The sequence below is a fragment of the Aquitalea sp. ASV11 genome (assembly GCF_016429185.1).
Lineage (GTDB): Bacteria > Pseudomonadota > Gammaproteobacteria > Burkholderiales > Chromobacteriaceae > Aquitalea > Aquitalea pelogenes.
Genome location: NZ_JAELUD010000029.1, coordinates 15,926 through 38,612, shown reverse-complemented (window position 1 = coordinate 38,612; position 22,687 = coordinate 15,926). Strand labels below are relative to the sequence as shown.

The window sequence follows — 22,687 nt, the reverse complement described above, 5'->3', positions numbered from 1 at the left end:
TTTCCTGTGCAAAAACCCGGCCTGACTGCGAATAAAAGATGACAGGCCATGATCTGCACATTTAATGCCAAAGTCATTACAGTGCCAAGTCGTGGTGATTACCTACTGCTGCACAGCTGGCACTCGGGGGACATCAGGCGGCAGCTGTCCGCTTGTCGGCGCGCATTTGCAGCAGGCCGGCGGCCGAATACAGCAGCAAGGCCAGCCAGATCAGGCTGAAACCGAACAGCTTGCCGCTATCGAAGGGTTCACCAAACAACAACACGCCCAGCGCCAGCTGAATGGTGGGGCCGATGTACTGGATCAGTCCCACCGTGGCCAGCTTCAGCCGTCGCGCGCCAGCGGCAAACAGCAACAGCGGGATGGCAGTCACCACGCCGGCCCCCACCAGCAGCACATCCAGCGACAGGGCCTGATGCAGGAAAGCACCCTGCCCCTGCCATTGAAACCAGCCCAGCGCCAGCAAGGCCAGCGGTGCCATCAGGAAGGTTTCCAGCGCCAGTCCCTCCAGCGAGGCCAGCGGTGCTTTCTTGCGCAGCAGGCCGTACAGGCCGAAGGTGGCTGCCAGCGACAAGGCAATCAGCGGCAGCGTGCCGGTGCACCAGGTAATCCAGGCCACCCCTGCCGCCGCCAGAGCGACAGCAGTACGCTGTGTGGTGCTGAGTTTCTCGGCCAGGAACAAACGCCCCAGCAACACATTGAACAGCGGGTTGATGAAATAACCCAGGCTGGCTTCCACCACGTGGCCGGCATTCACCGCCCAGATGTAAATCAGCCAGTTCAGCGACAGCATCAGCGAGGACAAGCCGAAAATAGCCAGCTTTTGCGGCTGGCGCACTGCCTCGCCCAGCCAGGCCCAGTTGTGACGCACGGTGAGGATGCCGGCCACAAACACGGCAGACCAGACAATGCGGTGACAGAGAATCTGCAAGGCCGGCACCTGGTGCAGCGGCTTCCAGTAGAGCGGAAACAGGCCCCAGATGACGAAGGCAATAAACGCAAACAGGACGCCACGGGTGGCATCCTGACGGGAAGGGGTAGCGGACATGAAGCGCTCGATGGCTGGTTTTTTGATGTTGCAGCTTAACGGCTTCTGCCGCGCAAAAAAACCATGGCAGCCATAACATGCTGTTCTGCCAGACAAACAATCGGCCGCGGCAACACGGTCAGACCATGCTGCACTGGCACAATCGCCGCAGTTGCTCTGCCTGTCCGTCAATACCTTTGACGTTGACGTAAACGTAAGCTACAGTCCGCCACATGAAGCCCCTGCCACTGCACCTGTCAAAAGGCTGCGCTCTGGCAGCAAAACGGCCTACAACATAATGAAAGGCGGGTGCTTTCTTGCCGGAAAACCCGCCCCCGCCACAAGCGAAAACAAGCCGCAGGCCGTACCGGCCACCTTACCGGACAGGACCTGAGCGGCAGGAGGAGAAACCATGTCGATCCGTCATGTTGATCTGGAAGAAAAATACACCGCCCCCACCGGCCAGGTACTGATGACCGGCATCCAGGCGCTGGTTCGCCTGCCCATGCTGCAACAGGAGCTGGACCGTGCCGCCGGTCTGAATACCGCAGGCTATGTCACCGGCTATCGTGGCTCGCCGCTGGGCAATGTCGACCAGACCATGCAGAAGGCCGAGCCCTACCTCAAGCAACACAATGTGGTGTTTCATCCCGGCCTGAACGAAGACCTGGCCGCCACTGCGGTGTGGGGCACACAACAGGTCAACATGTTCGAAGGGGCCAAGTACGATGGCGTGTACGCCATGTGGTACGGCAAGGGCCCCGGTGTGGACCGCTCCGGCGACGTGATCAAGCACGGCAACGTGGCCGGTACCAGTGCCAAGGGCGGTGTGCTGCTGGTGGCCGGTGACGACCACGCGGCCAAATCCTCCACCTTTCCGCACCAGTCCGACCACATCCTCGCTGCCAGCATGATTCCGGTACTGTCCCCGTCCGGCGTACAGGAAGTGATCGACTTCGGCCTGCACGGCTGGGCGATGAGCCGCTACTCCGGCTGCTGGGTTTCCATCAAGGCCATCTCCGACACCATCGAAAGCTCGGCGGTGGTGGACATCTCCCCGGAACGCTTCAACTTTGTCATTCCACAGGACTTCCCCATTCCGGAAGGCGGCCTGTCCATCCGCTGGCCGGACCCGCCGCTGGTGCAGGAAAAACGCGTGCTGCACCACCGCCTGTATGCCGCGCTGGCTTATGCCCGCGCCAACAAGCTCAACCACATCACGCTGGATTCACCCAAACCGCGTCTGGGCATCATCACCTGTGGCAAGAGCTATCTGGACGTGATGCAGGCACTGGACGACCTGGGCATCGACGAAGCACTGGCCGCCGACATCGGCCTGCGCATCTTCAAGGTGGGCATGGTGTGGCCGCTGGAACCGGAAGGCGTGCGCCACTTTGCCGAAGGGCTGGATGAAATCCTGGTGGTGGAAGAAAAACGCCAAATCATCGAATACCAGTTGAAGGAACAGCTATACAACTGGCGTGACGATGTGCGCCCGCGCGTGGTGGGCAAGTTTGCCGAAAAAGGCGAATGGGCCTTGCCACACGGCGACTGGCTGCTGCCCGCTGCCGGCGAGCTGACCCCGGCCATGATTGCCCGCGCCATTGCCAGCCGCCTGGCGCTGATTTTCGACAGCCCGGTGATTCACGACCGGCTGAAGTTCTACGATGAAAAAGAAGCCCAGCTGGTAAAGCCGCGCGAAGCCATTGCCCGCGTGCCGCATTACTGCTCCGGCTGCCCGCACAACACCAGTACCCGCGTGCCGGAAGGCAGCCGCGCCGTGGCCGGCATCGGCTGCCACTACATGGCGCACTGGATTGAAGGCGACAGCACCAAAACCTTCACCCAGATGGGTGGCGAGGGCATTACCTGGGTGGGCCAGGCACCGTTCACCAATACCAGACACATCTTCACCAATCTGGGTGACGGCACTTACTTCCACTCCGGCCTGCTGGCGATCCGCGCCGCGGTCGCCGCCAAGGTCAACATCACTTACAAGATTCTGTACAACGATGCGGTGGCCATGACCGGCGGCCAGCATGTGGATGGTTATCTGGACGTGCCGATGATTACCCGCCAGCTGGCAGCCGAAGGCGTCAAACGCATCGTCATCACCAGTGACGACCCGGACAAATACCAGAGCGTGCAAGGCCTGGCACCCGGTGTGGACGTGTTCCACCGCCGCGAACTGGACCGTCTGCAAAAAGAGCTGCGTGAAACAGAAGGCACCACCGTGCTGATTCACGACCAGACCTGTGCCGCAGAAAAACGCCGCCGGCGCAAACGCGGTGAATTCCCCGACCCGGCCAAGCGCGCCTTCATCAACGAAAAAGTGTGCGAAGGCTGTGGCGACTGCAGCAAGAAATCCGGCTGCCTGTCGGTGCTGCCGGTGGAAACGGCACTGGGCCGCAAACGCAAGATCGACCAGTCCAGCTGCAACAAGGACTACTCCTGCGTGGAAGGTTTCTGCCCCAGCTTTGTCACCGTGGAAGGCGGCAAACTGAAAAAACAAAGCGGTGCCGGCGCCACGCTGGACAGCATGCCCGCCCTGCCTGCACCGCAGACTCCCGCGCTTGAAGACCCGTTCAGCATCATGATTACCGGCGTGGGCGGCACCGGTGTGGTCACCATCGGCCAGGTACTGGGCATGGCCGCTTATCTGGACAACAAGGGCGTCACCGTACTGGACATGGCAGGCCTCGCACAAAAAGGCGGCTCGGTGTGGTCGCACGTGCGTATTGCCAACAGCCAGCAGCAACTGCATGCCGTGCGCATTGCCGCTGGCGATGCCAACCTGGTGCTGGGCTGTGACCTGGTGGTCACCGCCGCGGAGGAAGCACTGGCCAAGATGCGCGAGGGCTTCAGCCACGCCATCGTCAACAGCTACGAATCCCCTACCAGCGCCTTCCTGAAGAACCCGGACGTACGCTTCCCCAGCCGTGCCATGAAGGATGCGGTGATCGAATCGGTCGGTGCCGGCCGCTTCTGGGAAGTCAATGCCACCCGCCTGGCCACCGCGCTGATGGGCGATGCCATTGCCAGCAATATGTTCATGCTGGGTTACGCCTGGCAGAAGGGTTTGGTGCCGGTCAGCGAAGAGGCGCTGATGGAAGCCATCCGCCTGAACGGTGCAGCGGTGAAATTCAATCAGCAGGCCTTTATCTGGGGGCGTCATGCTGCTCACGATCCGGGCCGGGTGGAAGCACTGACCAACCCGTCTTCCGTGGTGCAGTTTGTTCCACGTGAAACGCTGGATGGCGTACTGCATCACCGCGCCAAGGAACTGCTGAACTACCAGAACCAGGCGCTGGCCGAGCGTTACAAAGCGCTGGTGGGCAAGGTACAGGCAGCGGAACAGGGGCTGAACCCGGCCAGCAGCGCACTGTCGCTGGCGGTGGCCCGTGCCTACTTCCATGTGCTGGCCTACAAGGACGAGTACGAAGTGGCCCGCCTGTACACCGACGGCGACTTCCTGCGCGAGCTTGCCAGCCAGTTCGACGGTGATTACCAGCTGCGCTTCCATATTGGCGCCAGCTGGGTTACCGGTGGCGTGGCCAAGAAAATCGCCTTCGGCCCCTGGCTGTTCAAGGGCATGAAGTTGCTGGCCAAGCTGCGCTTCTTGCGCGGTACTGCACTGGACCCGTTTGGCTGGCAGAGCGACCGCAAGCTGGAACGTCGGCTGATTACCGAGTTCGAGCAGCTGGTTGACGGCCTGCTGTCTGGCTTGGGCCTGGACAATCTGGCAACGGCTACCGAGCTGGTGAAGCTATACGAAGGCGTGCGTGGCTTTGGTCATGTCAAGGAAGCGGCCTATCGTCAGGCCAGTGACAAGCAGAAAACCTTGCTGGAGCAGTTTCGCCAGCAGGCCGGCCAACGCAAGGTAGCCTGATGGAATTGTGAGTGTTGTAGCAGTAAAGAGAGGGTGGTTCAGGCGCGGATGACATCATCCGCGCCCTTTTTTTGATCAAAAAATCCCGGTTCTGGTGAATCACTGCACTGTTTCAAGGCAGTGCCGATGCGACAAAAGCCTCGCTGGGCCATCAGGACAGCATCAGGCTCAGGCGGCGCGCTTCATCCAGCGCCTGGTCCACACCATTGTATTCATCCTGCCAGACCCAGATGCCATGGACCGCATCCAGCGCCTCCACCAGCCACAGCCGGCCATTGCTGCCCAGTGCCACCTGACGGGCACGCACCGGACGACGGTAGTTGAACATCACGATATCACTGGTTTTTTGCACAGCGGGGGTATGCTTGCGCGGGCTTGAAAAGAAGGGCATGGCGAAACCTCCTGTTGGGCGATATGCCACTACTGGTACAGCAAATGCCGTGCCAGCTTTGTGCAAGGCAACATGAAAAGCCAGCGCGGCCGTCTGATCACAAGCTGCACAGTTTTTGACGTCCGCTTGCCTGCGGCTTAGCATGACCCATTGCCCCACGGGAAGCGCATGCATGGAAAACCGTAAACTCGCTGTACTGATTGATGCTGACAATGCCCAGGCCAGCCTCACCGCCGAACTGTTGGCCGAAGTGGCCAAATACGGCACGGCCATTGTCAAGCGCGCCTATGGCGACTGGACCACCACCCAGCTCAAAAGCTGGAAAGAGGTACTGCACAAACACGCCATTCACCCCATTCAGCAGTTTGCCTACACCAGCGGCAAGAACTCCACCGACTCGGCCCTCATCATCGACGCCATGGATTTGCTGTACACCGGCAATTTCGATGGCTTCTGCCTGGTGTCCTCCGACAGCGACTTCACCCGGCTGGCCACCCGCCTGCGCGAAGGTGGGCTCACTGTCATCGGCATAGGCGAAAAATCCAAGACGCCACGCCCCTTCATCGCCGCCTGCGACAAGTTTGTGTTTACCGAAATCCTGCGTCCGGAAAAAACACCGGAGGTGGCAGTCAGCAGCGACAAGCCCAAGGCACGCAGCACGCGCCAAAGCAAGAGCAAACCCGCAGCAGCCAAGGACATCCACCCGCTGCAGGCCATGTTTACCTCTGCCATCGATGCGGTGGCACGGGAAAGCGGCTGGGCCGAGCTATCCGCCGTGGGGTCTTACATCGCCAAGAACGACCCTTCGTTCGACCCGCGCAATTACGGCCATTCCCGCCTGTCGCAAATGGTAAAGAAGCTGGATTTCCTCACCGTGCAGGAGCAGCGCAACGGCTCCAAGCTGCACAGCGAAATCCGGCTCAAGGAAATCGACAGCAGCGAGACGGCCAACAACACGGCGACAAAACCGGACAGCACAGAGTCAGGCAGCGCCGGCAAGCCGGCCAGCGTGCGTAAAAAACGCAGCCCGCGCAAGAAAACCGATACCCCGGCCGAACAAGGCTGAAACAGACTATCGGCCGTGGCACTGCCCTGCCCGGCCCGGCCGCCAAGCAAGCAAGAGGAGAAACCATGCAAATTCGTGATGCCAAGCTGGAAGATCTGGCCGTCATCCTGGATATCTACAATGAGGTGATTGCCACCTCCACCGCCATCTACAATGACGATCCGCTCAATCCCGGCGAGTTTGCCGTCTGGTTCCAGGACCGTCTGGCCGCAGGCTATCCGGTGCTGGTAGCCGAAGAAAACGGCGAAATCCTGGGCTTTTCCAGCTTTGGTGATTTCCGCCCGCGTCCGGGTTTTCGCTTTACCGTGGAACACAGCGTGCACCTGACCCCGGCCGCCCGTGGCAAGGGTATTGGCAGTGCACTGGTCAGCGCCCTGTTCCCGCGTGCGCAAGCACTGGGCAAGCACACCATGCTGGGCGCGGTGGATGCCGCCAATGAAGGCTCGATCCGCTTTCACGAGAAACTGGGCTTCATCAAGGTAGGTGTGCTGCCGCAGGTGGGCTTCAAGTTTGGCCGCTGGCTGGACCTGGTCTACATGCAGAAATTCATCGACGGCCAGAGCGAAGGCCCGGTGTAATACACGCAAGGTATTGATGAAAAAGAAAAACGCCGCAGTTTCCTGCGGCGTTTTCTGTTCTGCTACTGCGCTGTTGAAACAGCGTCCGTTCTTGAAGTTCTCTATTCTCTGCCTCTGCACGACTTAGCGCACGACTGCAACAATATCCTTACTGAACACCTTTTCGCAATACTTGCATTTCATTTTCACGTCCTTGGATTGTGCGCGTACCGAGAAAAAGCTCTTTACCGGTTCGGCATGCGAAATGCAGTTGGAATTGGGGCAGGCGAAAATGCCTTCAATGCTTTCCGGCAATTCCAGCTTGTGCTTCTTCACCACTTCGAAGTTGTCGATCACGTTCACCGTGGCCTTGGGGGCAAACAGGGCCAGTTCGTTGGCCTGTTCTTCAGTCAGGGCAACGTTTTCCACCTTGATGATGTCCTTGGCACCCATGTGGCGCGAGGACAGGTTCAGGCCAACGGTAATGCGCTCGCCGGTTTCGGCCAGCTTGAACAGACGCAGGATGTTGACGCCCTGCCCGGCCGGAATGTGGTCGATGACGGTGCCTTGTTTCAGGGCTTCGACGGTACGGGTGTATTGCATGATGTTTCCTTCCCTGATTTAGACGGTTTCGTTCAGTACCAACGACAGCAGCGCCTGACGGGCATACACACCGTTCTTGGCCTGCTCGAAGTAATAGGCATGCGGGGTGGCATCCACATCCACAGTGATTTCATCCACGCGCGGCAGCGGGTGCATCACCTTCATATTGGTACGCGCGCTCTTGAGCATGTCGGCACGCAGCACGAACTGGCCCTGGATTTTCTTGAACTCGGCTTCGTCAAAGCGCTCGCGCTGCACACGGGTCATGTACATGATGTCCACCAGCGGAATCACATCGTCCAGGCTGTCCACCAGGGTGTATTCAATGCCCTTTTCGTCCAGCTCTTCGCAGATGTAGTCCGGCATGGCCAGCTGCTCGGGCGCAACAAAGTAGAAACGCGCGCCAAACAGCGACAGTGCCTGGGTCAGCGAATGCACGGTGCGGCCGTATTTCAGGTCGCCGACAAAGGCAATGGTGAGGTTTTCCAGCGTGCCCTGGGTTTCACGGATGGTGAACAAATCCAGCAGGGTTTGCGTGGGGTGCTGGTTGGAGCCGTCGCCACCGTTGATCACCGGTACGCTGGAGAACTCGCTGGCCAGTCGCGCCGCGCCTTCCTTGGGGTGGCGCATCACCACGGCATCGGCATAGGAGCTGATGATCTTGATGGAGTCGGCCAGGGTTTCGCCCTTCTTGGCGCTGGTATTGCCACCGTCGGCAAAGCCGATGATGTCGCCACCCAGGCGCTGTACCGCGGTTTCGAAGGACAGGCGGGTACGGGTGGACGGCTCGAAGAAACAGCTGCCCACCAGCTTGCCTTGCAGCAGGTCGTTGCGCGGCGCGCGTTTGAGCTTGCCCGCCGTTTCAACCACGAGCTCAAGCTCCTCGCGTGAGAAATCCGGGATGGAAATGATGTGTTTCCGATAGAGCGGGTTTGCCATGATAGGGGTCCTTGGTTCTGCGAATTCTGCGAATGTTGTTTTGCCCATAAAAAAAAAGCCCCTGAGCAATCAGGAGCTTTTTTTCTGGAATAGCCGGGGTTCGGGAACAGTCAGGCCTTGCAGCAACGCTTTTGCGCCACCCTCGCGGGTGGTGGTGAGGCGGGTGACAACAACTGCAAATGGCGACAAGACGGCTCCTCCGAACAAACCCCGCGATTCTAATCCCAAACCTTGCGCTTGATAAGAGCGGTGTCGCATTTTGCCAATTCCATGACCCCAGGCATGTTGATCGGCCAACTCAGCGCGCAAACAAAACGCCACCCCGGAAGGTGGCGTTGTCATCATCGGCAGCCAATCAGCAACTAGAGCTTGAAGTGGCTGACCAGGCTTTCCAGGTTGGCGGACAGCTCGCGCAACTGCGTTACCGAATCGGACACCTGCTGCACCACGTCAGCATTGCTTTGCGCCATGGCGCTGATGCGTTCCACGTTCTGGGCAATTTCCTGGCTGGCCGAGGATTGCTCGCGGGTGGAAGCGGCAATGTCCACAATGCTGGCCACCAGACCCTGGCTACGTCCCAGCACGGTATTCATCGCCGCATTGGCTTCGGCGGCAATCTCCACGCTCTGGCTGACCTGATCGCGGCTGTTTTTCACATCTGCCACTGCATCACGCGTTTCGCTGCTGATGGCATTGACGATGCGGGAGATCTGCACCGTGGCTTCGGCAGTGCGGCCCGCCAGGTTACGCACTTCGTCGGCCACCACGGCAAAGCCACGGCCCATTTCGCCAGCCCGCGCTGCTTCAATGGCTGCGTTCAGCGCCAACAGATTGGTCTGGTCGGCAATGTCCTTGATCACCCGTACGATGGTGCTGACTTCTTCGGAACGTTCGCCCAGGCCGTTCATGCGTTCGGCCAGCGCCTGCATGCTGTTCGTCATGCGCTCGATCTCGCCGGTGATGCGGGTTACCGTAGCCACGCTTTGCGTGGTCAGCTCGCCGGTTTCACGCGCGGTGTGCTCGGCTTCTTCGGCGGTATCGGCAATGTGGTGCACGCTCACGGTAACCTGCTCTACCCCGGCCGCCGTGGCACTGGCGGCATCGGTCTGGCTGGCAGAGGCCTGCTGCACCTGGCTGGCGGATTCAGCCAGGCTGGCAGCAGCCACGCTGACTTCGTGGCTTTGCTGCCGCACTTCGATGAACATCTCGCGCAGGCTGTCGATGAAACGGTTGAAGGCGTCGGCAGTACGGCCGATTTCATCGCGGTTGGCAATCTGCATGCGCACGGTCAGGTCGCCACGGCCGGAGGCCAGCTGGTCCATGGTATCTGCCAGTTTGTTGAGCGGTCGGGTCAGGGTGCGGACCACGGCGGTCAATACCAGCAGGATCACCACCAGCGCCACCACGCCAATCAGGATGGCAGTCAGCGATTGCCTTTTCGCATCGGCAGTAATGGCTGCCGTGGGAATGGAAACCCCCAGCGTCCAGAACTGGCCGGTATCACCCACTTTGACCGGGTGGAAGAAATGGGTGAAACCGCCATCCTCGTAAATGAAGGATTCGCCCTTCTTGATCTGATCCAGATGGCTGGCCAGTGCATCTTCCTTGGGCACCGGCTTGCCCAGGAGATCGGGCTTGTCGGACACCACGTACAGCCCGCCTTCGGACACCATGCGCACATAGCCGGTTTCAAACAGGTGGATGGCGCCAAAGCGCTTTTGCAGCTGGTCCAGTGCCACGTCGGTGGCCGACACGCCTAGAATCTTGCCGGCGGCATCCTTCATTACCACGGCCAGCGAGCTTTCCAGGATTTTCTTGTTCTGCACTTCGTACGGATAAGGCTCGGTAATGGTGTCGCGGCCACGCTGCTTGGGTACGTAGTAGAAATCACCCCAGCCCGGTTTTTCGTAGTCCGGCTGATAGGTTTCCGGGTGGTCCTTGAACTTGGGGAAATCCTTGACGCGGTCAGGCGACATCATGGTGTCCATCTGCGCCTTGCCCTGAGCATTCTTGGTGATGTAGGGCTGATAGCGCCCGGTAGGGTCATGCCGTGGCCAGTCCAGGCGGAAGGCATTATCGTTGCCATCAAAGGCATTCGGTTCCCACAACATCCACAGGCCGACCGACTGCGGGGCACCATCCAGCAATTGCTGGATCATGTTGTCAGCCAACTTGCGGTCTGGCGCGGCCACCCGCTTGATACCCAAAATGCTGTCAGCCAGATGATGCGGCAGGGTGAAACCCTGATTGAAATCGCCTTCGGCATCCTTGGCGTAGCTGCTGGCCTGCTCGGAAGCCAGCTTGTAGCCCACATCAACGGCTGCCGAATAACTTTGCCATGCAATCAGGCCTATCATCACCGCGAAACCCACCGCGATGGCTGCCGCAGCCACCACGATGATGCGTGTACTCAGATGACCCCACTTTTCCGTCGCCATACTCGTTTCCCCGAATCCAGTTGTGATGGTTGCGCTGGCTGTTTAGCTGCATGTTCTTGGTCGCATACCCTCTAGCATAATGGGGGAAATTTGTTTGTGCTGCCGTAATTTGTGATCAAAAAGCTATAAATCACATCAGCATAGCACAGCCCTGCCTTATTAATGACAAATTGATTTACATATTGATAACAATGAATTAGGGCGCAGTTCTGGCTTCCAGTTCGGTCAGCCAGTGCATGGCCTGGCTGTTGCTTTCTCCGCACATTTCAGCAGATGGCTGGAGGCCGGCGCAAACGGCGGGCCGCTCCGGATGACCGAACAGCAGGCACAGATTGTCCGCGCTCAACTGGATGCAACGTACGCCGGCAGGCTTGCCCGAAGGCATGCCCGGAATGGGTGAGGAAATGGATGGCGCGATGCAGCAGGCACCGCAATTCAGACGGCATTGCATGGAAACAGGGGGTACAGGGGCAGGAAAACGGGCCACCATACCACAAAGCAGATGCAAGCCAACTGTCAATCGGACACAGATAATTTACAATAACGAAAAACATCTTTCCGCGATTTACGGAACACCAAGCAACAGCCTCCCGCTGCCAACAAGTTTAGAGCACACGAAATGATCAAGTGCATCGACGTGTCCGACCTCAAGGTTGGCATGTACATTCACGACCTGAACTGCGACTGGATGTCTCACCCGTTTCTGCTGAAACGTTTTCTGGTCAAGGATGAAGCCGCAATCCGCAAGATTGCCGATGCGGGTATCCACGAAGTCTACATCGATACCGGCAAAGGCCTGGACCTGCCTCATGCCCCCACCATTTCCGAAGTCAAACACAAGCTGGAACAGGAAATCATCGACCTGGCCAGCCGCGAAGTGCCAACCGAACGCCGGGTGGATGCCGCAGCCGAATACGGCCGTGCACAGCTGATTCACAACGAAGCCAACCTGATCGTACGCAGCATCTTGCAGGATGTGCGCCTGGGCAAGCAGGTGCAGTTGGAAATGGTGGAGCCGTCCATCGAAAAAATGACCAGCTCCATCCTGCGCAACGGCGGTGCGCTGCTGTCGCTGTGCCGCATCAAGGACAAGGACAATTACACCTTCCAGCATTCGGTCAGCGTCGGCGCCCTGATGGTGAGCTTCTGCAATGCAATGAACATGAGCCGTGAGGTGATTCACCATGCCGGCATTGGCGGCATGCTGCACGATATCGGCAAGATGAAAGTACCGGACAGCATCCTCAACAAGCCGGGCAAGCTGACCGAACAGGAATTCGCGGTGATGAAATGCCATGTGGTGGAGAGCAAGCAGATCCTGCTCTCTACCCAGGGCATCTCCGATACCGCAGTGAAAGTAGCCGCCCAGCACCACGAACGGCATGATGGCAGCGGCTACCCCGAAGGGCTGAAAGGCGAGGAAATCTCCCAGCTGGGGCAGATGGCAGCCATTGTCGATGTGTACGATGCGCTGACCTCGGACCGCTGCTACCACAAGGGCATGTCGCCAACCGACGCCCTGCGCAAGATTTTCGAGTGGTCCAAGTTCCACTTCAACCCCGTGCTGGTGCAGGCCTTCATGCGCTGTATCGGCATTTATCCCATCGGCACCCTGGTGCGGCTGGAAAGCGGCAAACTTGGCGTGGTGATCGAACAGAATGACAATAATCTGGTATCGCCCAAGGTGAAGGTGTTTTTCAGCACCAAGAGCAATACCTACATCCCGCCGGAAGTGGTGGACCTGTCGCGCAGCATGGGGGCTGGCGGGGGCGACAAGATTGTCAGCCACGAATCGCCCACCAAGTGGCGCATCGACCCGATGCGTTTTCTGTAAGGCCGCCCCCCGCCTTCTGCCATCCAGCAAAAAGCCCGCCATCGGCGGGCTTTGTCATTGACATGATCACACTCAACCCTGGCGCACCACCATCGCGTGCTCGGGGCTGGGGAAACCGGCCTCGGCCAGCGCTTCGCGAATCACCCGGTTGCTGTCGAAATACACCTGCCAGTAGTCGGCAGGCTGGCAATAGGGTCGCACGGCCAGTACCGGGCCCAGGTTGGTGAATTCAAGCAGGGCAACCGTGGGCGCAGGCTCGGCCAGCACATTGGGAATGGCGGCAATCTTTTCCCGCAGCAGGCTGATGGCCTGGCCATGATCGGCACTGCCGGCCAGCTGGGCTTTCAGATCCACCCGGCGATAGTTGTTGGCGCTGAAATTCTGGATATTGTCGGAGAAGATCTTGTTGTTGCCGATCAGGGTCATCACATTGTCGGGGGTATCGATGATGGTGGAAAACAAGCCCACTTCACGCACCGTGCCGCTGATGCCGGCCACACTCACCACATCGCCCACCTTGAAGGGACGCAACACCACCAGGAAGATGCCGGCGGCAAAATTGGCCAGCAAGCCACTCCAGGCGAGGCCAATTGCCACGCCGGCAGCGCCGATGATGGCGGCAAAGCTGGCCGTCTGTACGCCAAAGAAGCCCAGCATGGCAATCACCAATACCACGGTCAGGCTGACGGACAGGAAGGAGTGGGCGTAACGGCGCAAGGTGGGGTCCAGTTTGCGGGCAACCAGCTGTTCATCCATCAGGCGGCCTGCCAGGCCGATGAACCAGCGGCCCACCACCCACAGCACGATGGCCGAAACGATATTGATGCCGGCTTGTACCGCCAGATCACCCCAATGAGTCCAGTTGATGTCTGTCATGGCTATCCTATTTAAGCTGTTGGTAGAAAACACTTAAAAATAGAATGAGCGCCGACAAAATGCCAGCCAGCACGGTCTGGCCGTGAGAATGGCTTATGGCAACAGGCTGCGCAGTTGCTGGCAGGTATCGCCAATACCGGCCTGTATGGTCAGGTCGAACACCCGGTCCATGCGGGTGGGTGTGTAGTTGATCAGCGCCGTCATCACTCCGGCGTGAGCGGCTTCCAGCGGGATATGGTTGACCGGGGAAACCTCCAGCGAGGAACCCAGCACCAGCAGCAGATCCGCCGTCACGGCCACGTCAAAAGCATGCTCGATCAGCGGTACCGGCTCGCCATACAGCACCACGTCCGGCTTGAGCACGTCCATGCAGTGAGTACACAGCGGCAGCACATGGTGATTGATGTATTCCAGCCCTTGCTGTCGCCCGCAGGACGGGCAGCTGGCCGTGCGCAAGGTGCCGTGCAACTCGGAAACATGACGGCTACCCGCCACGCCGTGCAGGCCGTCGATATTCTGCGTCAGTACCGACACCTGCTTGCCGGTTTCTTCCAGCCAGGCCAGAAACCGGTGTCCGGCATTGGGCTGGTAATTGCCCAGCAGCTTGGTGTGGAACAACTGCTTGAAGCTATGCCAGAAGGCTTCCGGGTCGGCACGGAAGTAATCGATGGACACCAGCTCCTCCAGCTGCATGCCCTGCTGCCACAAGCCCTTGGCCGAGCGGAAGTCCGGAATGCCCGATTCGGTGCTCATGCCGGCACCACTCAGTACCACGATATGCCCAGCCTGCCGGATGGCACTGGCCAGTTGCATGATGTCCTGCTGCATTTACTGTCTCCTGCACCTGCTTTTTATTGTTGCCAAGCTTAGTCGTGCATTGCTGTCACAGGCAAAAATCCAATGCAGCAAGCTTGCCCGACATCAAGCCGCTGGTGCATCTGCCGCCGGCGCAGGGTACTTGATGGCATTCTTTTGCAATTTGTCACGCACTGCAGCATTGATATCCAGCTTCAGCACGCTGGCCAGCCGCACCAGATACAGCAGCACATCGGCCACTTCTTCCTGCAAATGGGTGAAGCGGGCCGGGTCATCTGCCAGTTGGGCTACTTCCTCGTCGGTCAGCCACTGGAAGATCTCCGCCAGCTCACCCACCTCCCCGGTCAGGGCCAGCATCAGGTTGCGCGGCGTGTGATAGCGCTGCCAGTCACGCTCGTCGGCAAAACGCTGCAAGGCGGCTTCCAGCGCGGCGGTTTCAATCAAAGGGGTTTCGGCGGCCATGGTGTTACTCCTGCAAGGACGGTTTCACGTGAAACCGCACTGCCATATCAAAACAAAAACGCCCGCAAGCGCGGGCGCAATGGTTGGACTGCTGCCGGTTCAGCGCAGCAAGCCTTCGTCCTTCAGCGCAGCCTGTACCGCCGGTAGTGCATGAACCCAGTTCATGAAGGCGCTGATGGCCGGGAAGTCTTCCAGCGAACGATGCACCATGTGGGCCCAGTTCAGGCAGGTAAACAGGTAGGCATCCGCCACGCTGAAGTCATCGCCCAGCAGATAAGGCGTTTTTGCCAGCTGGGCTTCAATCACGCCAAAGCGGCTACGCAGCTTGTCCCAGGCGGCATTCTTCACCTCATCGCTGCCCGGATAGAACAGCGGAGAGAAACTCTTGTGAATCTCGGTGGCGGTGTAGTTCAGCCATTCTTGCAGACGGTAGCGCGCCAGTGTGCCATTGGCCGGAGCCAGCTTGCTCTGAGGCACCTGGTCGGCCAGGTACTGCACAATGGCCACCCCTTCACTCAGCACCGTGCCGTCTTCCAGCTGCAAGGCCGGTACATAGCCCTTGGCATTGATGCTGGCAAACTCGACACCGCTGGCAGTCAGGTGCGGGTTAACGCGCAGATTGACCTTTTCCACCGAAAACGGCAGGCCGCTGGCATGCAGCACGATATGTGGCGACAGGGAGCAGGCTCCCGGCGAGTAGTAGAGTTTCATCCCATCTCCTGATCAACAGAACGCGCAACAAGGTGCCCATTACGGTAGCGGCACCGCCATCTACTGCAGTTGGGGCAGTTTCGCCTCATTTTCAAGCTGCAATACCTGCATCACTTCTGCCGTGCCGAAAACAGCCTGGGCCGCATGTCCTTGCCAGCTGCGCTGGCCGGGCGGTTTTTCATTTCGACAAACAAGGCTTCCACCTGGCTGCGCGCCCACGGCGTGCGACGCAGGAAAACCAGGCTGGACTTGATGCTGGGCTCGTGATTGAAACAGCGGATGGCGATGCGCCGCCCCAGTTCCGGCCAGCCAAAATGTTCCACCAGCGCCTGCAGTATCTTTTCCAGCGTCATGCCGTGCATCGGGTCGGCGGACTGTTTTTCACTCATGTCTATCATCCTGTTATGGACAGCAAACACGCTGCTGCCAGAGAAACCGACGCAGTGTAGCCCCGCCCGCGACAAACAGCCAGCAGACTGCTGCTTGACATGAATTTGCATGTTTCATCATTGCTAACAATTGGCTGATGACAGGCAATATTTGGCTGACATCTGTGTCTGATACTGCAAACGTCAACAATGACCTGCACGAGGAAACGCATCATGAAACTGATCAAATCGCTGTTGATTGTCGGCCTCCTGGGCGGCGCAGCTGCCACCACCGTTCATGCCATGGACAATGATTGTCCGATGGGCGGCAAGGACATGTCCGCACACATGTGGCAGATGGACCCGGCCAAACGTCAGGCCATGATGGAACAACACCTGCACATGCTGCATGACAGGCTGAAAATCCAGCCGGCCCAGGAAGCCAGCTGGAAAAGCTATGTCGATGCCCTGAAACCGGCCGCCATGCCTGCCATGCCGGCAGCCAGACCAGATGCCACCCTGCCCGAACAGCTGGATGGCCGCATCAAGATGATGCAACAACACCTGGACATGATGCAGCAGCATGCCGCTGCCACCAAGGCGCTGTACCAGAAACTGAGCCCGGAACAGCAAAAGCTGTTCGACCAGGAAGCACGGCGCATGCATGAAGGCATGCAGCGCCGCATGCCGCATCACCGTCCGGCATCCGCCCCCATGCCGAACAACTGAAAACGCGCGGATGGAACAGACCAGCCCCGGTAGCGTGTACGGCAGCTGGTCTGCCCGCCAGCCTTGCGCATGAGGAAAGCAATATGACAACGCTAGCGCGCATGACAAGCCTGGCCTTGCTGTTGGGCTGTGCCATCAGCGGCATCCCGGTCGCGCAAGCACACCCGCGCTTTTATGAAGGCCCGCCGCTGATCAACCATTGGCATGACGGCTACTGGCATCACGGCTATTACCATGGCCAACTGGGCTGGTGGTGGATAGCCGGTGGCGTGTGGTACTGGTATGACGCACCGGTCTACCCCTATCCGGCACCCTATCCGCCTGCCGTGGTGGTGGCAGCCCCGGCAGTGCCGCCAGCGCCTCCGGCACCAGCCCCGGTGCAGGAAACGCCCAGCCCGCCGCCAGCCCAGGTCTGGTACTACTGCAAGGCGGCCAGGCAGTACTACCCCTATGTCAGCGAATGTCCCGGTGGCTGGAAGACTGTCCCGGCACAGCCACCCAAATAATCCAGGAAGCAAGATCATGAACAAACTGCTGTGGTTGCCATTGACGGCTATCGGGCTGACGGCATGCAGTACCGTGCAGCTTGGTCCGACGGTGGCGGTGATGCCTGCGCCCGGCAAACCCTTTGATGTGTTTGCCCAGGAAGAACAGCAATGCCGCCAGTATGCCCAGGCAAGCAGCGGCGGCAGCAGCGCCGATGCCTCCACCAGTGCCATGGCCGGCAATATGGCGCTGGGCACGGTTGTCGGCGCTGCCGCAGGTGCGCTGATGGGTGGCCATCAGGGTGCCGGTGTCGGCGCAGGCGCGGGCCTGATTGCCGGCACGGCAGCCGGTAGCGGTGAAGCACGCTACAGCGGCCACGATGCGCAGTATCGCTACAACCTGGCTTACAGCCAGTGCATGTATGCCAAGGGCAATCAGGTTCCCGGTCAGCAGCGTTACAGCTCGCCCTACTATCCGCCACCGCGTCTGCCCTGATCTGGCAGTAAAAGACAAAGGGGCTGGTCTGTCAGACCAGCCCCTTTCCCATTTCACACCGGCTCAGCACATCAGCGGCTGAACCATTTGTCGCCAAAGTTCACCAGCAGCACACCAGCCACCACCAGCGCCGCGCCCGCCAGCCGCGGCAGGTTGATGTCACGCAGCGGCATGGCCAGCCAGCCAAAGCGGTCGAACAGCAAGGACGCACACACCTGCCCGGCAATGATCAGCGACAGCATCGCCGCCACGCCCAACCGGGGTGCCAGCAAGGTGGTGCCGAATACGAAAAACGCGCCCAGCAGGCCGCCGATGAACATCCACCACTCGCCGCGTACCAGCTGGCTCAAGCCGCTGAATTTCTGCCCGCTGAACACGGCCAGCAAGGCCAGGCTGATGGTTCCCACCGCAAAGGAAATCATCGCCGCCAGCACTGTACTGCCGCCCAGCAACAGCTTGAGCTGATTGTTGACCGCGGCCTGCAAGGGCACCACCACACCGATGGCAAAGGCCATCAGGGCAAAAACCGGATTCATGTTTGTCCTTTGCTTGGAAATAAGCGTGGTTTCACGTGAAACCGCCGCCACATCAACCAGATAGCTTCACCGCCGGTGCCGGACGCGCGGCCTTCGGGTTGCGGGTATAGGCACAAAAGCCTGGCTTGGGGCCGACCTTGGGATGGTTGCGGCAAGTATTGGGCCGTCGCTCGTAAATAGTGCACAAACGGGTTTGCTGGTCCAGATACTGGCAGTCACCATTGGCGCGCCGCGCCAGGGTGAAAATGCCGTGCTTGAAATTGAAATGCTGGATCACCCGCTGCTTTTCCAGCCGTTTGGCAATGTTCTTGACCGGCTCTTCCAGCTCGAATTCGTCCACCACCCCCATGCGTACCAGGTCCGGCAGGCGCACTTCCACCGGCATCGAGCAGCAACTGCCCATGCAATCGCTGCACAGGCCGTTCTTGTACTTGACCCAGGTTTCCAGTCGTTCGATATCGGCCATCTTGCCTGCCTTATTGCGGACGTTGCTTGAAGAAGGTCAGCGGTGCGGTATACGGCACTTCGCTGGGGGCCGGTGCTTTCAGGATGTGCTTTTTCATCTTGCCCATCACATGCATTTCACAGGGGCGGCACTCAAACTTCAGCGTGTAGGTTTCATTGCCGGATTTCAGCGTCATCGGCTCGGCGCGCACCTGACCCATCACCCCCTTCACGCCCTTGGCCTGCTTGGGACACAGATTGTAGGAAAAGCGCAGGCAGTGCTTGGTAATCATCAGGCTGACTTCGCCCTCTTCCTGGTGCGCCTCGTAGGCGGCGTCGATCACCTCCACCCCGTGTTTGCGGTAGAACTGCCAGGCCAGCTGGTTATAGACATTGGCCAGGTAGCTCAGCGTCTTTTCCGGATATTCCACCGGCGGCTCCACCGCCAGCTTGCGCGGCGGACGCACCCATGCACTCAGGCGGGCTTGTTCCAGCTGCTCGATGGCCTCACGGCGCAGGGCATTGATGGCGGAAGCGGGTACAAACCATGGCTGGCTCAGGTTCAGTGCCACATCATTGGCCACGAACATGGTATTGCCCAGCTTGGCCAGGTTGTCACGCAGGCCGCTTTCCGCCTTGGCGGCATCCTTGGCCGGTTCCAGTGCCAGCACCGCGCTGGCAGTGGCGCTACAGCCATCCTCATCGGTCACGGTCAGGCGCAGGCCGTCGGCCTGTTCGTCCAGGGTCAGCCACACCCCTACCTTGCGCTCGGCCGATTTCTTCAATAGAGCCAGCTCCCAGGCGTGGTCGCGGTTGCGGCACAAATCGGTTCCCGGCTTCAGGGCTTGTAACAAGGCCGGATCATTCGGCTGGCAACGCCACAGCAGGTCGCCGCCCGGCACATGGCCGATCTGCTTCACGGTATTGAGCTGCATGCCCACCACTTCACGCTTTTTCATGAAGTTGATGCCGTCGCCATTGCTCATGGTTTCCGGGGTGGCAATCTCCAGCCAGTCCGGCCCTACCTTGTGCACCACACCCAGCGCCACACCAACAAATTTGGGCGAATCAAAGGCGCCGATGTCGATCTTGCGGCCGGTGGCAAAGTAGTCGGTGCTGCCACGGTGGAAGGTCTTGTCCGGGTCCGGTGCGAAGAAGATTTCGCTGCTGCCGCTGGAGGCGCGCGCCAGTTCCGGGCGGCGTTCGATGATTTCATCCAGCAGCAGACGGTAGTGCGCGGTGATGTTCTTCACATAACTCACGTCCTTGTAGCGGCCTTCGATCTTGAGCGAACGCACGCCGGCATCCAGCAGCGCTTCCAGGTTCTTGCTCTGGTTATTGTCCTTCATCGACAGCAAGTGCTTGTCGAAAGCCACTACACCACCGTCCTTGTCAGTCAGGGTGTAAGGCAGGCGACAGGCTTGCGAGCAATCACCGCGGTTGGCGCTGCGGCCGGTGTCGGCATGGCTGATGTAGCACTGGCCGGAGAAGGCCACGCACAGCGCGCCGTGGATGAAGTATTCGATGGTAGCGGCATCGCCCACGCGGGCGGCAATGCGCTTGATGTCGGGAATGCTCAGTTCCCGTGCCAGCACCAGTTGCGACAGGCCGGCATCGGCCAGAAAGCGCGCCTTGTCGGCATCGCGGATATCGCACTGGGTGGAGGCATGCAGCTGGATGGGCGGCAGGTCCATCTGCAGGATGCCCATGTCCTGGATGATCAGCGCATCCACTCCGGCGTCGTACAGCTGCCAGATCAGCTTGCGCGCGGCTTCCAGCTCGGCGTCATGCAGGATGGTGTTGAGCGTGGCAAAAATGCGCGCATGGTAGCGGTGGGCAAACTGCGTCAGCCCGGCAATATCCTCCAGACTGTTGCTGGCATTATGCCGGGCACCGAAACCGGGGCCGCCGATATACACCGCATCCGCGCCATGCAGGATGGCTTCACGGCCGATTTCGGCAGTTTTGGCGGGGGACAGCAGCTCGATCTGGTGCGACAACAGACTCATGACGATTCCTGACTTGTAAAAAGGGCTTTCCTGCAAGCAATACCAGTGGCAGGAAGGGGCGGAATTATAACGTAATCAGTGGCTTATAGATAGCAGCAACATATTGCAAGGCGAGAGCCATGTTGAGGAAACATGCAAGGAAAATGACAGGCTGATGACATGCTGCGCAGGCTTACTAAGTGCGCTTACTTAAAGCCAAAACAGCACTTGGCATGACATGAAACTGGCCGCTAAAACTAAATACCACAATAACACCACTCACCGCGCCACATTGCTTTCAAGGGGTTTAACCATGCTGGACCGACTCACCATAGGGCAAAAACTGTTTGCCCTCATCCTGTTGTTGCAACTGGTTACGCTGGGCGTCGGCAGCTTTGGCTGGCTGACCCAGCAGAATATCCTTACCGACTTTGCCACCACCTACAACGACAGGGTGGTATGCCTGAAGCAGCTGAAACAGGCTGGTGACAGCTATGCGGTCAACATTGTCGATGCCGCCCACAAACTGCGCGCCGGCAGCATGAGCAACAGCGACTTCCTGCACGGTCTGGACGCTGCGCAAGCCACCCTGAAGCAGCAATGGGGCAGCTATCGGGCTACCTACCTGACCGACGAAGAAAAAGGCCTGGCCGACGCAGCCGAAGCCGCCATGCACAATGCCGACGGACAGATCCGGCAATTGCGCCAGATCGTGCAAGGCCACGACCAGACTGCGCTGCAGCAATTTGTCGACAAGAGCCTCTACCCTGCCATCGACCCCATCTCCAGCCGCATCGATGCGCTGATCGACCTGCAACTGCGTGTGGCAGCGGAAAACTTTGCCAAATCCCAACAGCAGGCCCACCAGTTTTCCATCCTGTCCTTGTTGCTGATGTGCGCCGGCATTGTCGCAGGCGCAGTGGTGGCCACCATCATCATCCGCCGCCTGCTGGCGGAACTGGGCGGGGAACCGCGCGATGTGGTGGCGCTGGCCAGCCGTATTGCCCAGGGCAACCTGGCGGAAAAACTGCAAACAGATCAAGCCAGACAGGGCAGCATCGTGATGTCCATGGCCCACATGCAGACAGAGCTGATACGCCTGGTGCGCCATATCGACGGCATCACCGGCAAGCTCACCGTGCATGCCAGCGAACTGGCCAGCGCATCCGAACAGGTGGCGGTCAGTGCCGAAGAGCAAACCCGGGCCGCCTCTTCCATGTCCGCCTCGGTGGAACAGTTGTCGGTCAGCATTTGCTCGGTCAGCGACAATTCCCAGGATGTGGCCAAGGATGCCCGCATGTCCGGCGAACTGGCAGAAGCCGGTGAACAGGTGATTGTGGAAACACTGGGCACCATCCAGTCGGTGGCCGAGCTGGCGCAACAATCCCAGCAACAGGCCGACCTGATGGGCGACCGCTCGCAAAAGATTTCCAATGTGGTGGCGATGATCCGCGATGTGGCCGACCAGACCAACCTCTTGGCGCTAAATGCCGCCATCGAAGCCGCCCGCGCCGGCGAACAGGGCCGTGGTTTTGCCGTGGTGGCCGACGAAGTGCGCAAGCTATCGGAGCGCACCGGCCAGTCCACCACCGAAATCAGCAGCATGATCCGCGAAATGCTGGAGAGCAGCGAACTGGTGATCAACAATGTGCACGCCACGGTGGAACGCATGGAAGCCGGGCTGCGTCAGGCTGGTCAGGCAAGGGATACGGTCAGCCGCATCAACGACAATGTGAACAGCATCAAGCAGTCGGTGAGTGCCATTTCGGTGGCACTGGCCGAACAGCAGGCAGCCGGTAGCGGCATTGCCAGCAATGTGGAGCAAGTGGCGCAGATGTCGGAAGAAACCAGTACCGCGGCCAATCAGACCGCCAGTTCTGCGAGTGCCATGGAGCAAATGGCACACGAACTGCAAGCTGCCATCAGCTATTTCACCCTGCCGCAAGCCGGCCAGCCGCTGCGTCAGCAGCAGCCACCTGCCGGTGCGGTACAACTTGCCCTGTCCCGCTGAAGCTGACACGGCGGGCAGCAT

The 22,687-nt window shown here is 59.5% G+C and carries 22 protein-coding genes; 8 read left to right on the top strand and 14 right to left on the bottom strand.

All coding sequences use genetic code 11. The annotated features are described in order from the left end of the window. Window positions 1-133: 133 nt before the first annotated feature. On the bottom strand, window positions 134-1,048 hold the full coding sequence (gene rarD, locus JHD62_RS11200; RefSeq protein ID WP_199102957.1) for an EamA family transporter RarD: 915 nt from the start codon (window positions 1,046-1,048) through the stop codon (window positions 134-136). A gap of 391 nt (window positions 1,049-1,439) precedes the next feature. On the opposite strand from rarD, the gene JHD62_RS11195 reads away from it, so the two are divergent. After that, window positions 1,440-4,916: an indolepyruvate ferredoxin oxidoreductase family protein gene (locus tag JHD62_RS11195; RefSeq protein ID WP_199102956.1), complete on the top strand. Its 3,477-nt coding sequence runs from the start codon at window positions 1,440-1,442 to the stop codon at window positions 4,914-4,916. Between the two features lie 151 nt (window positions 4,917-5,067). On the opposite strand, the gene JHD62_RS11190 is transcribed toward JHD62_RS11195, so the two are convergent. After that, on the bottom strand, window positions 5,068-5,307 hold the full coding sequence (locus tag JHD62_RS11190; protein ID WP_045845953.1) for a hypothetical protein: 240 nt from the start codon (window positions 5,305-5,307) through the stop codon (window positions 5,068-5,070). A 172-nt stretch (window positions 5,308-5,479) separates the two neighbouring features. On the opposite strand from JHD62_RS11190, the gene JHD62_RS11185 reads away from it, so the two are divergent. Both JHD62_RS11185 and JHD62_RS11180 read left to right on the top strand, forming a co-directional pair. Next, window positions 5,480-6,373, top strand: a complete 894-nt coding sequence (locus JHD62_RS11185; RefSeq protein WP_199102955.1) for an NYN domain-containing protein — start codon at window positions 5,480-5,482, stop codon at window positions 6,371-6,373. Between the two features lie 65 nt (window positions 6,374-6,438). Further along, complete coding sequence (locus JHD62_RS11180; RefSeq protein ID WP_199102954.1) at window positions 6,439-6,951, top strand: GNAT family N-acetyltransferase; 513 nt, start codon at window positions 6,439-6,441, stop codon at window positions 6,949-6,951. Window positions 6,952-7,074: 123 nt separating this feature from the next. Here the strand turns inward: JHD62_RS11180 and pyrI are convergent, their stop codons facing one another. From pyrI to JHD62_RS11160, 4 genes are all read right to left on the bottom strand, one after another. Continuing rightward, the gene (pyrI, locus tag JHD62_RS11175; RefSeq protein WP_045845950.1) at window positions 7,075-7,533 is read right to left on the bottom strand and encodes an aspartate carbamoyltransferase regulatory subunit; all 459 of its coding nucleotides are present in this window, start codon (window positions 7,531-7,533) and stop codon (window positions 7,075-7,077) included. An 18-nt stretch (window positions 7,534-7,551) separates the two neighbouring features. Beyond that, the gene (gene pyrB / locus JHD62_RS11170; protein WP_199102953.1) at window positions 7,552-8,472 is read right to left on the bottom strand and encodes an aspartate carbamoyltransferase; all 921 of its coding nucleotides are present in this window, start codon (window positions 8,470-8,472) and stop codon (window positions 7,552-7,554) included. Between the two features lie 362 nt (window positions 8,473-8,834). Beyond that, window positions 8,835-10,910, bottom strand: coding sequence for a methyl-accepting chemotaxis protein (locus JHD62_RS11165; RefSeq protein WP_199102952.1), 2,076 nt, complete (start codon window positions 10,908-10,910; stop codon window positions 8,835-8,837). A 196-nt stretch (window positions 10,911-11,106) separates the two neighbouring features. Then, window positions 11,107-11,361 carry a YkgJ family cysteine cluster protein gene (locus JHD62_RS11160; RefSeq protein WP_233160857.1) on the bottom strand — a complete coding sequence of 85 codons (255 nt, stop codon included), beginning with the start codon at window positions 11,359-11,361 and terminating at the stop codon, window positions 11,107-11,109. A 168-nt stretch (window positions 11,362-11,529) separates the two neighbouring features. Here JHD62_RS11160 and JHD62_RS11155 point away from each other — a divergent pair, with 168 nt between their 5' ends. Continuing rightward, complete coding sequence (locus JHD62_RS11155; protein ID WP_199102951.1) at window positions 11,530-12,744, top strand: HD-GYP domain-containing protein; 1,215 nt, start codon at window positions 11,530-11,532, stop codon at window positions 12,742-12,744. Window positions 12,745-12,816: 72 nt separating this feature from the next. Here JHD62_RS11155 and JHD62_RS11150 read toward each other — a convergent pair whose 3' ends face one another. The 5 genes from JHD62_RS11150 to JHD62_RS11130 all read right to left on the bottom strand — a co-directional run bounded on the left by JHD62_RS11150 (window position 12,817) and on the right by JHD62_RS11130 (window position 15,998). Continuing rightward, window positions 12,817-13,620, bottom strand: coding sequence for a mechanosensitive ion channel family protein (locus tag JHD62_RS11150; RefSeq protein ID WP_045845945.1), 804 nt, complete (start codon window positions 13,618-13,620; stop codon window positions 12,817-12,819). A 93-nt stretch (window positions 13,621-13,713) separates the two neighbouring features. Beyond that, a complete protein-coding gene (locus JHD62_RS11145; RefSeq protein WP_233160856.1) occupies window positions 13,714-14,448 on the bottom strand; it encodes an NAD-dependent protein deacylase in 735 nt (244 codons plus the stop codon). Between the two features lie 93 nt (window positions 14,449-14,541). Continuing rightward, entirely contained in the window at window positions 14,542-14,898 is a 357-nt protein-coding gene (locus tag JHD62_RS11140) for a nucleotide pyrophosphohydrolase (protein WP_199102950.1), read from the bottom strand. Between the two features lie 99 nt (window positions 14,899-14,997). Continuing rightward, on the bottom strand, window positions 14,998-15,609 hold the full coding sequence (gene gstA, locus JHD62_RS11135) for a glutathione transferase GstA (protein WP_199102949.1): 612 nt from the start codon (window positions 15,607-15,609) through the stop codon (window positions 14,998-15,000). 110 nt (window positions 15,610-15,719) lie between these two features. Continuing rightward, window positions 15,720-15,998 (bottom strand): VF530 family DNA-binding protein, encoded by a 279-nt coding sequence (locus JHD62_RS11130; protein WP_199102948.1) that lies wholly within the window; start codon window positions 15,996-15,998, stop codon window positions 15,720-15,722. A gap of 213 nt (window positions 15,999-16,211) precedes the next feature. On the opposite strand from JHD62_RS11130, the gene JHD62_RS11125 reads away from it, so the two are divergent. From JHD62_RS11125 to JHD62_RS11115, 3 genes are all read left to right on the top strand, one after another. Next, the gene (locus tag JHD62_RS11125) at window positions 16,212-16,706 is read left to right on the top strand and encodes a Spy/CpxP family protein refolding chaperone (RefSeq protein ID WP_199102947.1); all 495 of its coding nucleotides are present in this window, start codon (window positions 16,212-16,214) and stop codon (window positions 16,704-16,706) included. Between the two features lie 83 nt (window positions 16,707-16,789). Next, window positions 16,790-17,212, top strand: a complete 423-nt coding sequence (locus JHD62_RS11120) for a hypothetical protein (RefSeq protein WP_199102946.1) — start codon at window positions 16,790-16,792, stop codon at window positions 17,210-17,212. Between the two features lie 16 nt (window positions 17,213-17,228). Next, window positions 17,229-17,687 carry a glycine zipper family protein gene (locus JHD62_RS11115; protein ID WP_199102945.1) on the top strand — a complete coding sequence of 153 codons (459 nt, stop codon included), beginning with the start codon at window positions 17,229-17,231 and terminating at the stop codon, window positions 17,685-17,687. 71 nt (window positions 17,688-17,758) lie between these two features. Here the strand turns inward: JHD62_RS11115 and JHD62_RS11110 are convergent, their stop codons facing one another. From JHD62_RS11110 to JHD62_RS11100, 3 genes are read right to left on the bottom strand one after another with little or no spacing between them, the layout of a single operon-like run. Next, window positions 17,759-18,223: a DMT family transporter gene (locus tag JHD62_RS11110; RefSeq protein WP_199102944.1), complete on the bottom strand. Its 465-nt coding sequence runs from the start codon at window positions 18,221-18,223 to the stop codon at window positions 17,759-17,761. A 52-nt stretch (window positions 18,224-18,275) separates the two neighbouring features. Beyond that, entirely contained in the window at window positions 18,276-18,689 is a 414-nt protein-coding gene (locus JHD62_RS11105) for a YkgJ family cysteine cluster protein (protein WP_199102943.1), read from the bottom strand. A gap of 10 nt (window positions 18,690-18,699) precedes the next feature. Then, window positions 18,700-20,676 (bottom strand): U32 family peptidase, encoded by a 1,977-nt coding sequence (locus JHD62_RS11100; protein ID WP_199102942.1) that lies wholly within the window; start codon window positions 20,674-20,676, stop codon window positions 18,700-18,702. A 292-nt stretch (window positions 20,677-20,968) separates the two neighbouring features. Here JHD62_RS11100 and JHD62_RS11095 point away from each other — a divergent pair, with 292 nt between their 5' ends. Continuing rightward, entirely contained in the window at window positions 20,969-22,666 is a 1,698-nt protein-coding gene (locus tag JHD62_RS11095; protein ID WP_199102941.1) for a methyl-accepting chemotaxis protein, read from the top strand. Window positions 22,667-22,687 lie beyond the last annotated feature (21 nt).

Excerpts from the sequence above, each read along its gene's own strand:
- JHD62_RS11095 (WP_199102941.1), top strand. The coding sequence starts at position 20,969 with ATGCTGGACCGACTCACCATAGGGCAAAAACTGTTTGCCCTCATCCTG.
- JHD62_RS11185 (WP_199102955.1), top strand. The coding sequence starts at position 5,480 with ATGGAAAACCGTAAACTCGCTGTACTGATTGATGCTGACAATGCCCAG.
- JHD62_RS11115 (WP_199102945.1), top strand. The coding sequence starts at position 17,229 with ATGAACAAACTGCTGTGGTTGCCATTGACGGCTATCGGGCTGACGGCA.
- JHD62_RS11105 (WP_199102943.1), bottom strand. The coding sequence starts at position 18,689 with ATGGCCGATATCGAACGACTGGAAACCTGGGTCAAGTACAAGAACGGC.
- JHD62_RS11110 (WP_199102944.1), bottom strand. The coding sequence starts at position 18,223 with ATGAATCCGGTTTTTGCCCTGATGGCCTTTGCCATCGGTGTGGTGGTG.
- JHD62_RS11120 (WP_199102946.1), top strand. The coding sequence starts at position 16,790 with ATGACAACGCTAGCGCGCATGACAAGCCTGGCCTTGCTGTTGGGCTGT.
- gstA (WP_199102949.1), bottom strand. The coding sequence starts at position 15,609 with ATGAAACTCTACTACTCGCCGGGAGCCTGCTCCCTGTCGCCACATATC.
- JHD62_RS11155 (WP_199102951.1), top strand. The coding sequence starts at position 11,530 with ATGATCAAGTGCATCGACGTGTCCGACCTCAAGGTTGGCATGTACATT.
- JHD62_RS11125 (WP_199102947.1), top strand. The coding sequence starts at position 16,212 with ATGAAACTGATCAAATCGCTGTTGATTGTCGGCCTCCTGGGCGGCGCA.
- JHD62_RS11150 (WP_045845945.1), bottom strand. The coding sequence starts at position 13,620 with ATGACAGACATCAACTGGACTCATTGGGGTGATCTGGCGGTACAAGCC.
- JHD62_RS11180 (WP_199102954.1), top strand. The coding sequence starts at position 6,439 with ATGCAAATTCGTGATGCCAAGCTGGAAGATCTGGCCGTCATCCTGGAT.
- JHD62_RS11160 (WP_233160857.1), bottom strand. The coding sequence starts at position 11,361 with ATGCAATGCCGTCTGAATTGCGGTGCCTGCTGCATCGCGCCATCCATT.
- JHD62_RS11100 (WP_199102942.1), bottom strand. The coding sequence starts at position 20,676 with ATGAGTCTGTTGTCGCACCAGATCGAGCTGCTGTCCCCCGCCAAAACT.
- JHD62_RS11190 (WP_045845953.1), bottom strand. The coding sequence starts at position 5,307 with ATGCCCTTCTTTTCAAGCCCGCGCAAGCATACCCCCGCTGTGCAAAAA.
- JHD62_RS11165 (WP_199102952.1), bottom strand. The coding sequence starts at position 10,910 with ATGGCGACGGAAAAGTGGGGTCATCTGAGTACACGCATCATCGTGGTG.
- pyrB (WP_199102953.1), bottom strand. The coding sequence starts at position 8,472 with ATGGCAAACCCGCTCTATCGGAAACACATCATTTCCATCCCGGATTTC.
- rarD (WP_199102957.1), bottom strand. The coding sequence starts at position 1,048 with ATGTCCGCTACCCCTTCCCGTCAGGATGCCACCCGTGGCGTCCTGTTT.
- JHD62_RS11130 (WP_199102948.1), bottom strand. The coding sequence starts at position 15,998 with ATGAGTGAAAAACAGTCCGCCGACCCGATGCACGGCATGACGCTGGAA.
- pyrI (WP_045845950.1), bottom strand. The coding sequence starts at position 7,533 with ATGCAATACACCCGTACCGTCGAAGCCCTGAAACAAGGCACCGTCATC.
- JHD62_RS11145 (WP_233160856.1), bottom strand. The coding sequence starts at position 14,448 with ATGCAGCAGGACATCATGCAACTGGCCAGTGCCATCCGGCAGGCTGGG.
- JHD62_RS11140 (WP_199102950.1), bottom strand. The coding sequence starts at position 14,898 with ATGGCCGCCGAAACCCCTTTGATTGAAACCGCCGCGCTGGAAGCCGCC.
- JHD62_RS11195 (WP_199102956.1), top strand. The coding sequence starts at position 1,440 with ATGTCGATCCGTCATGTTGATCTGGAAGAAAAATACACCGCCCCCACC.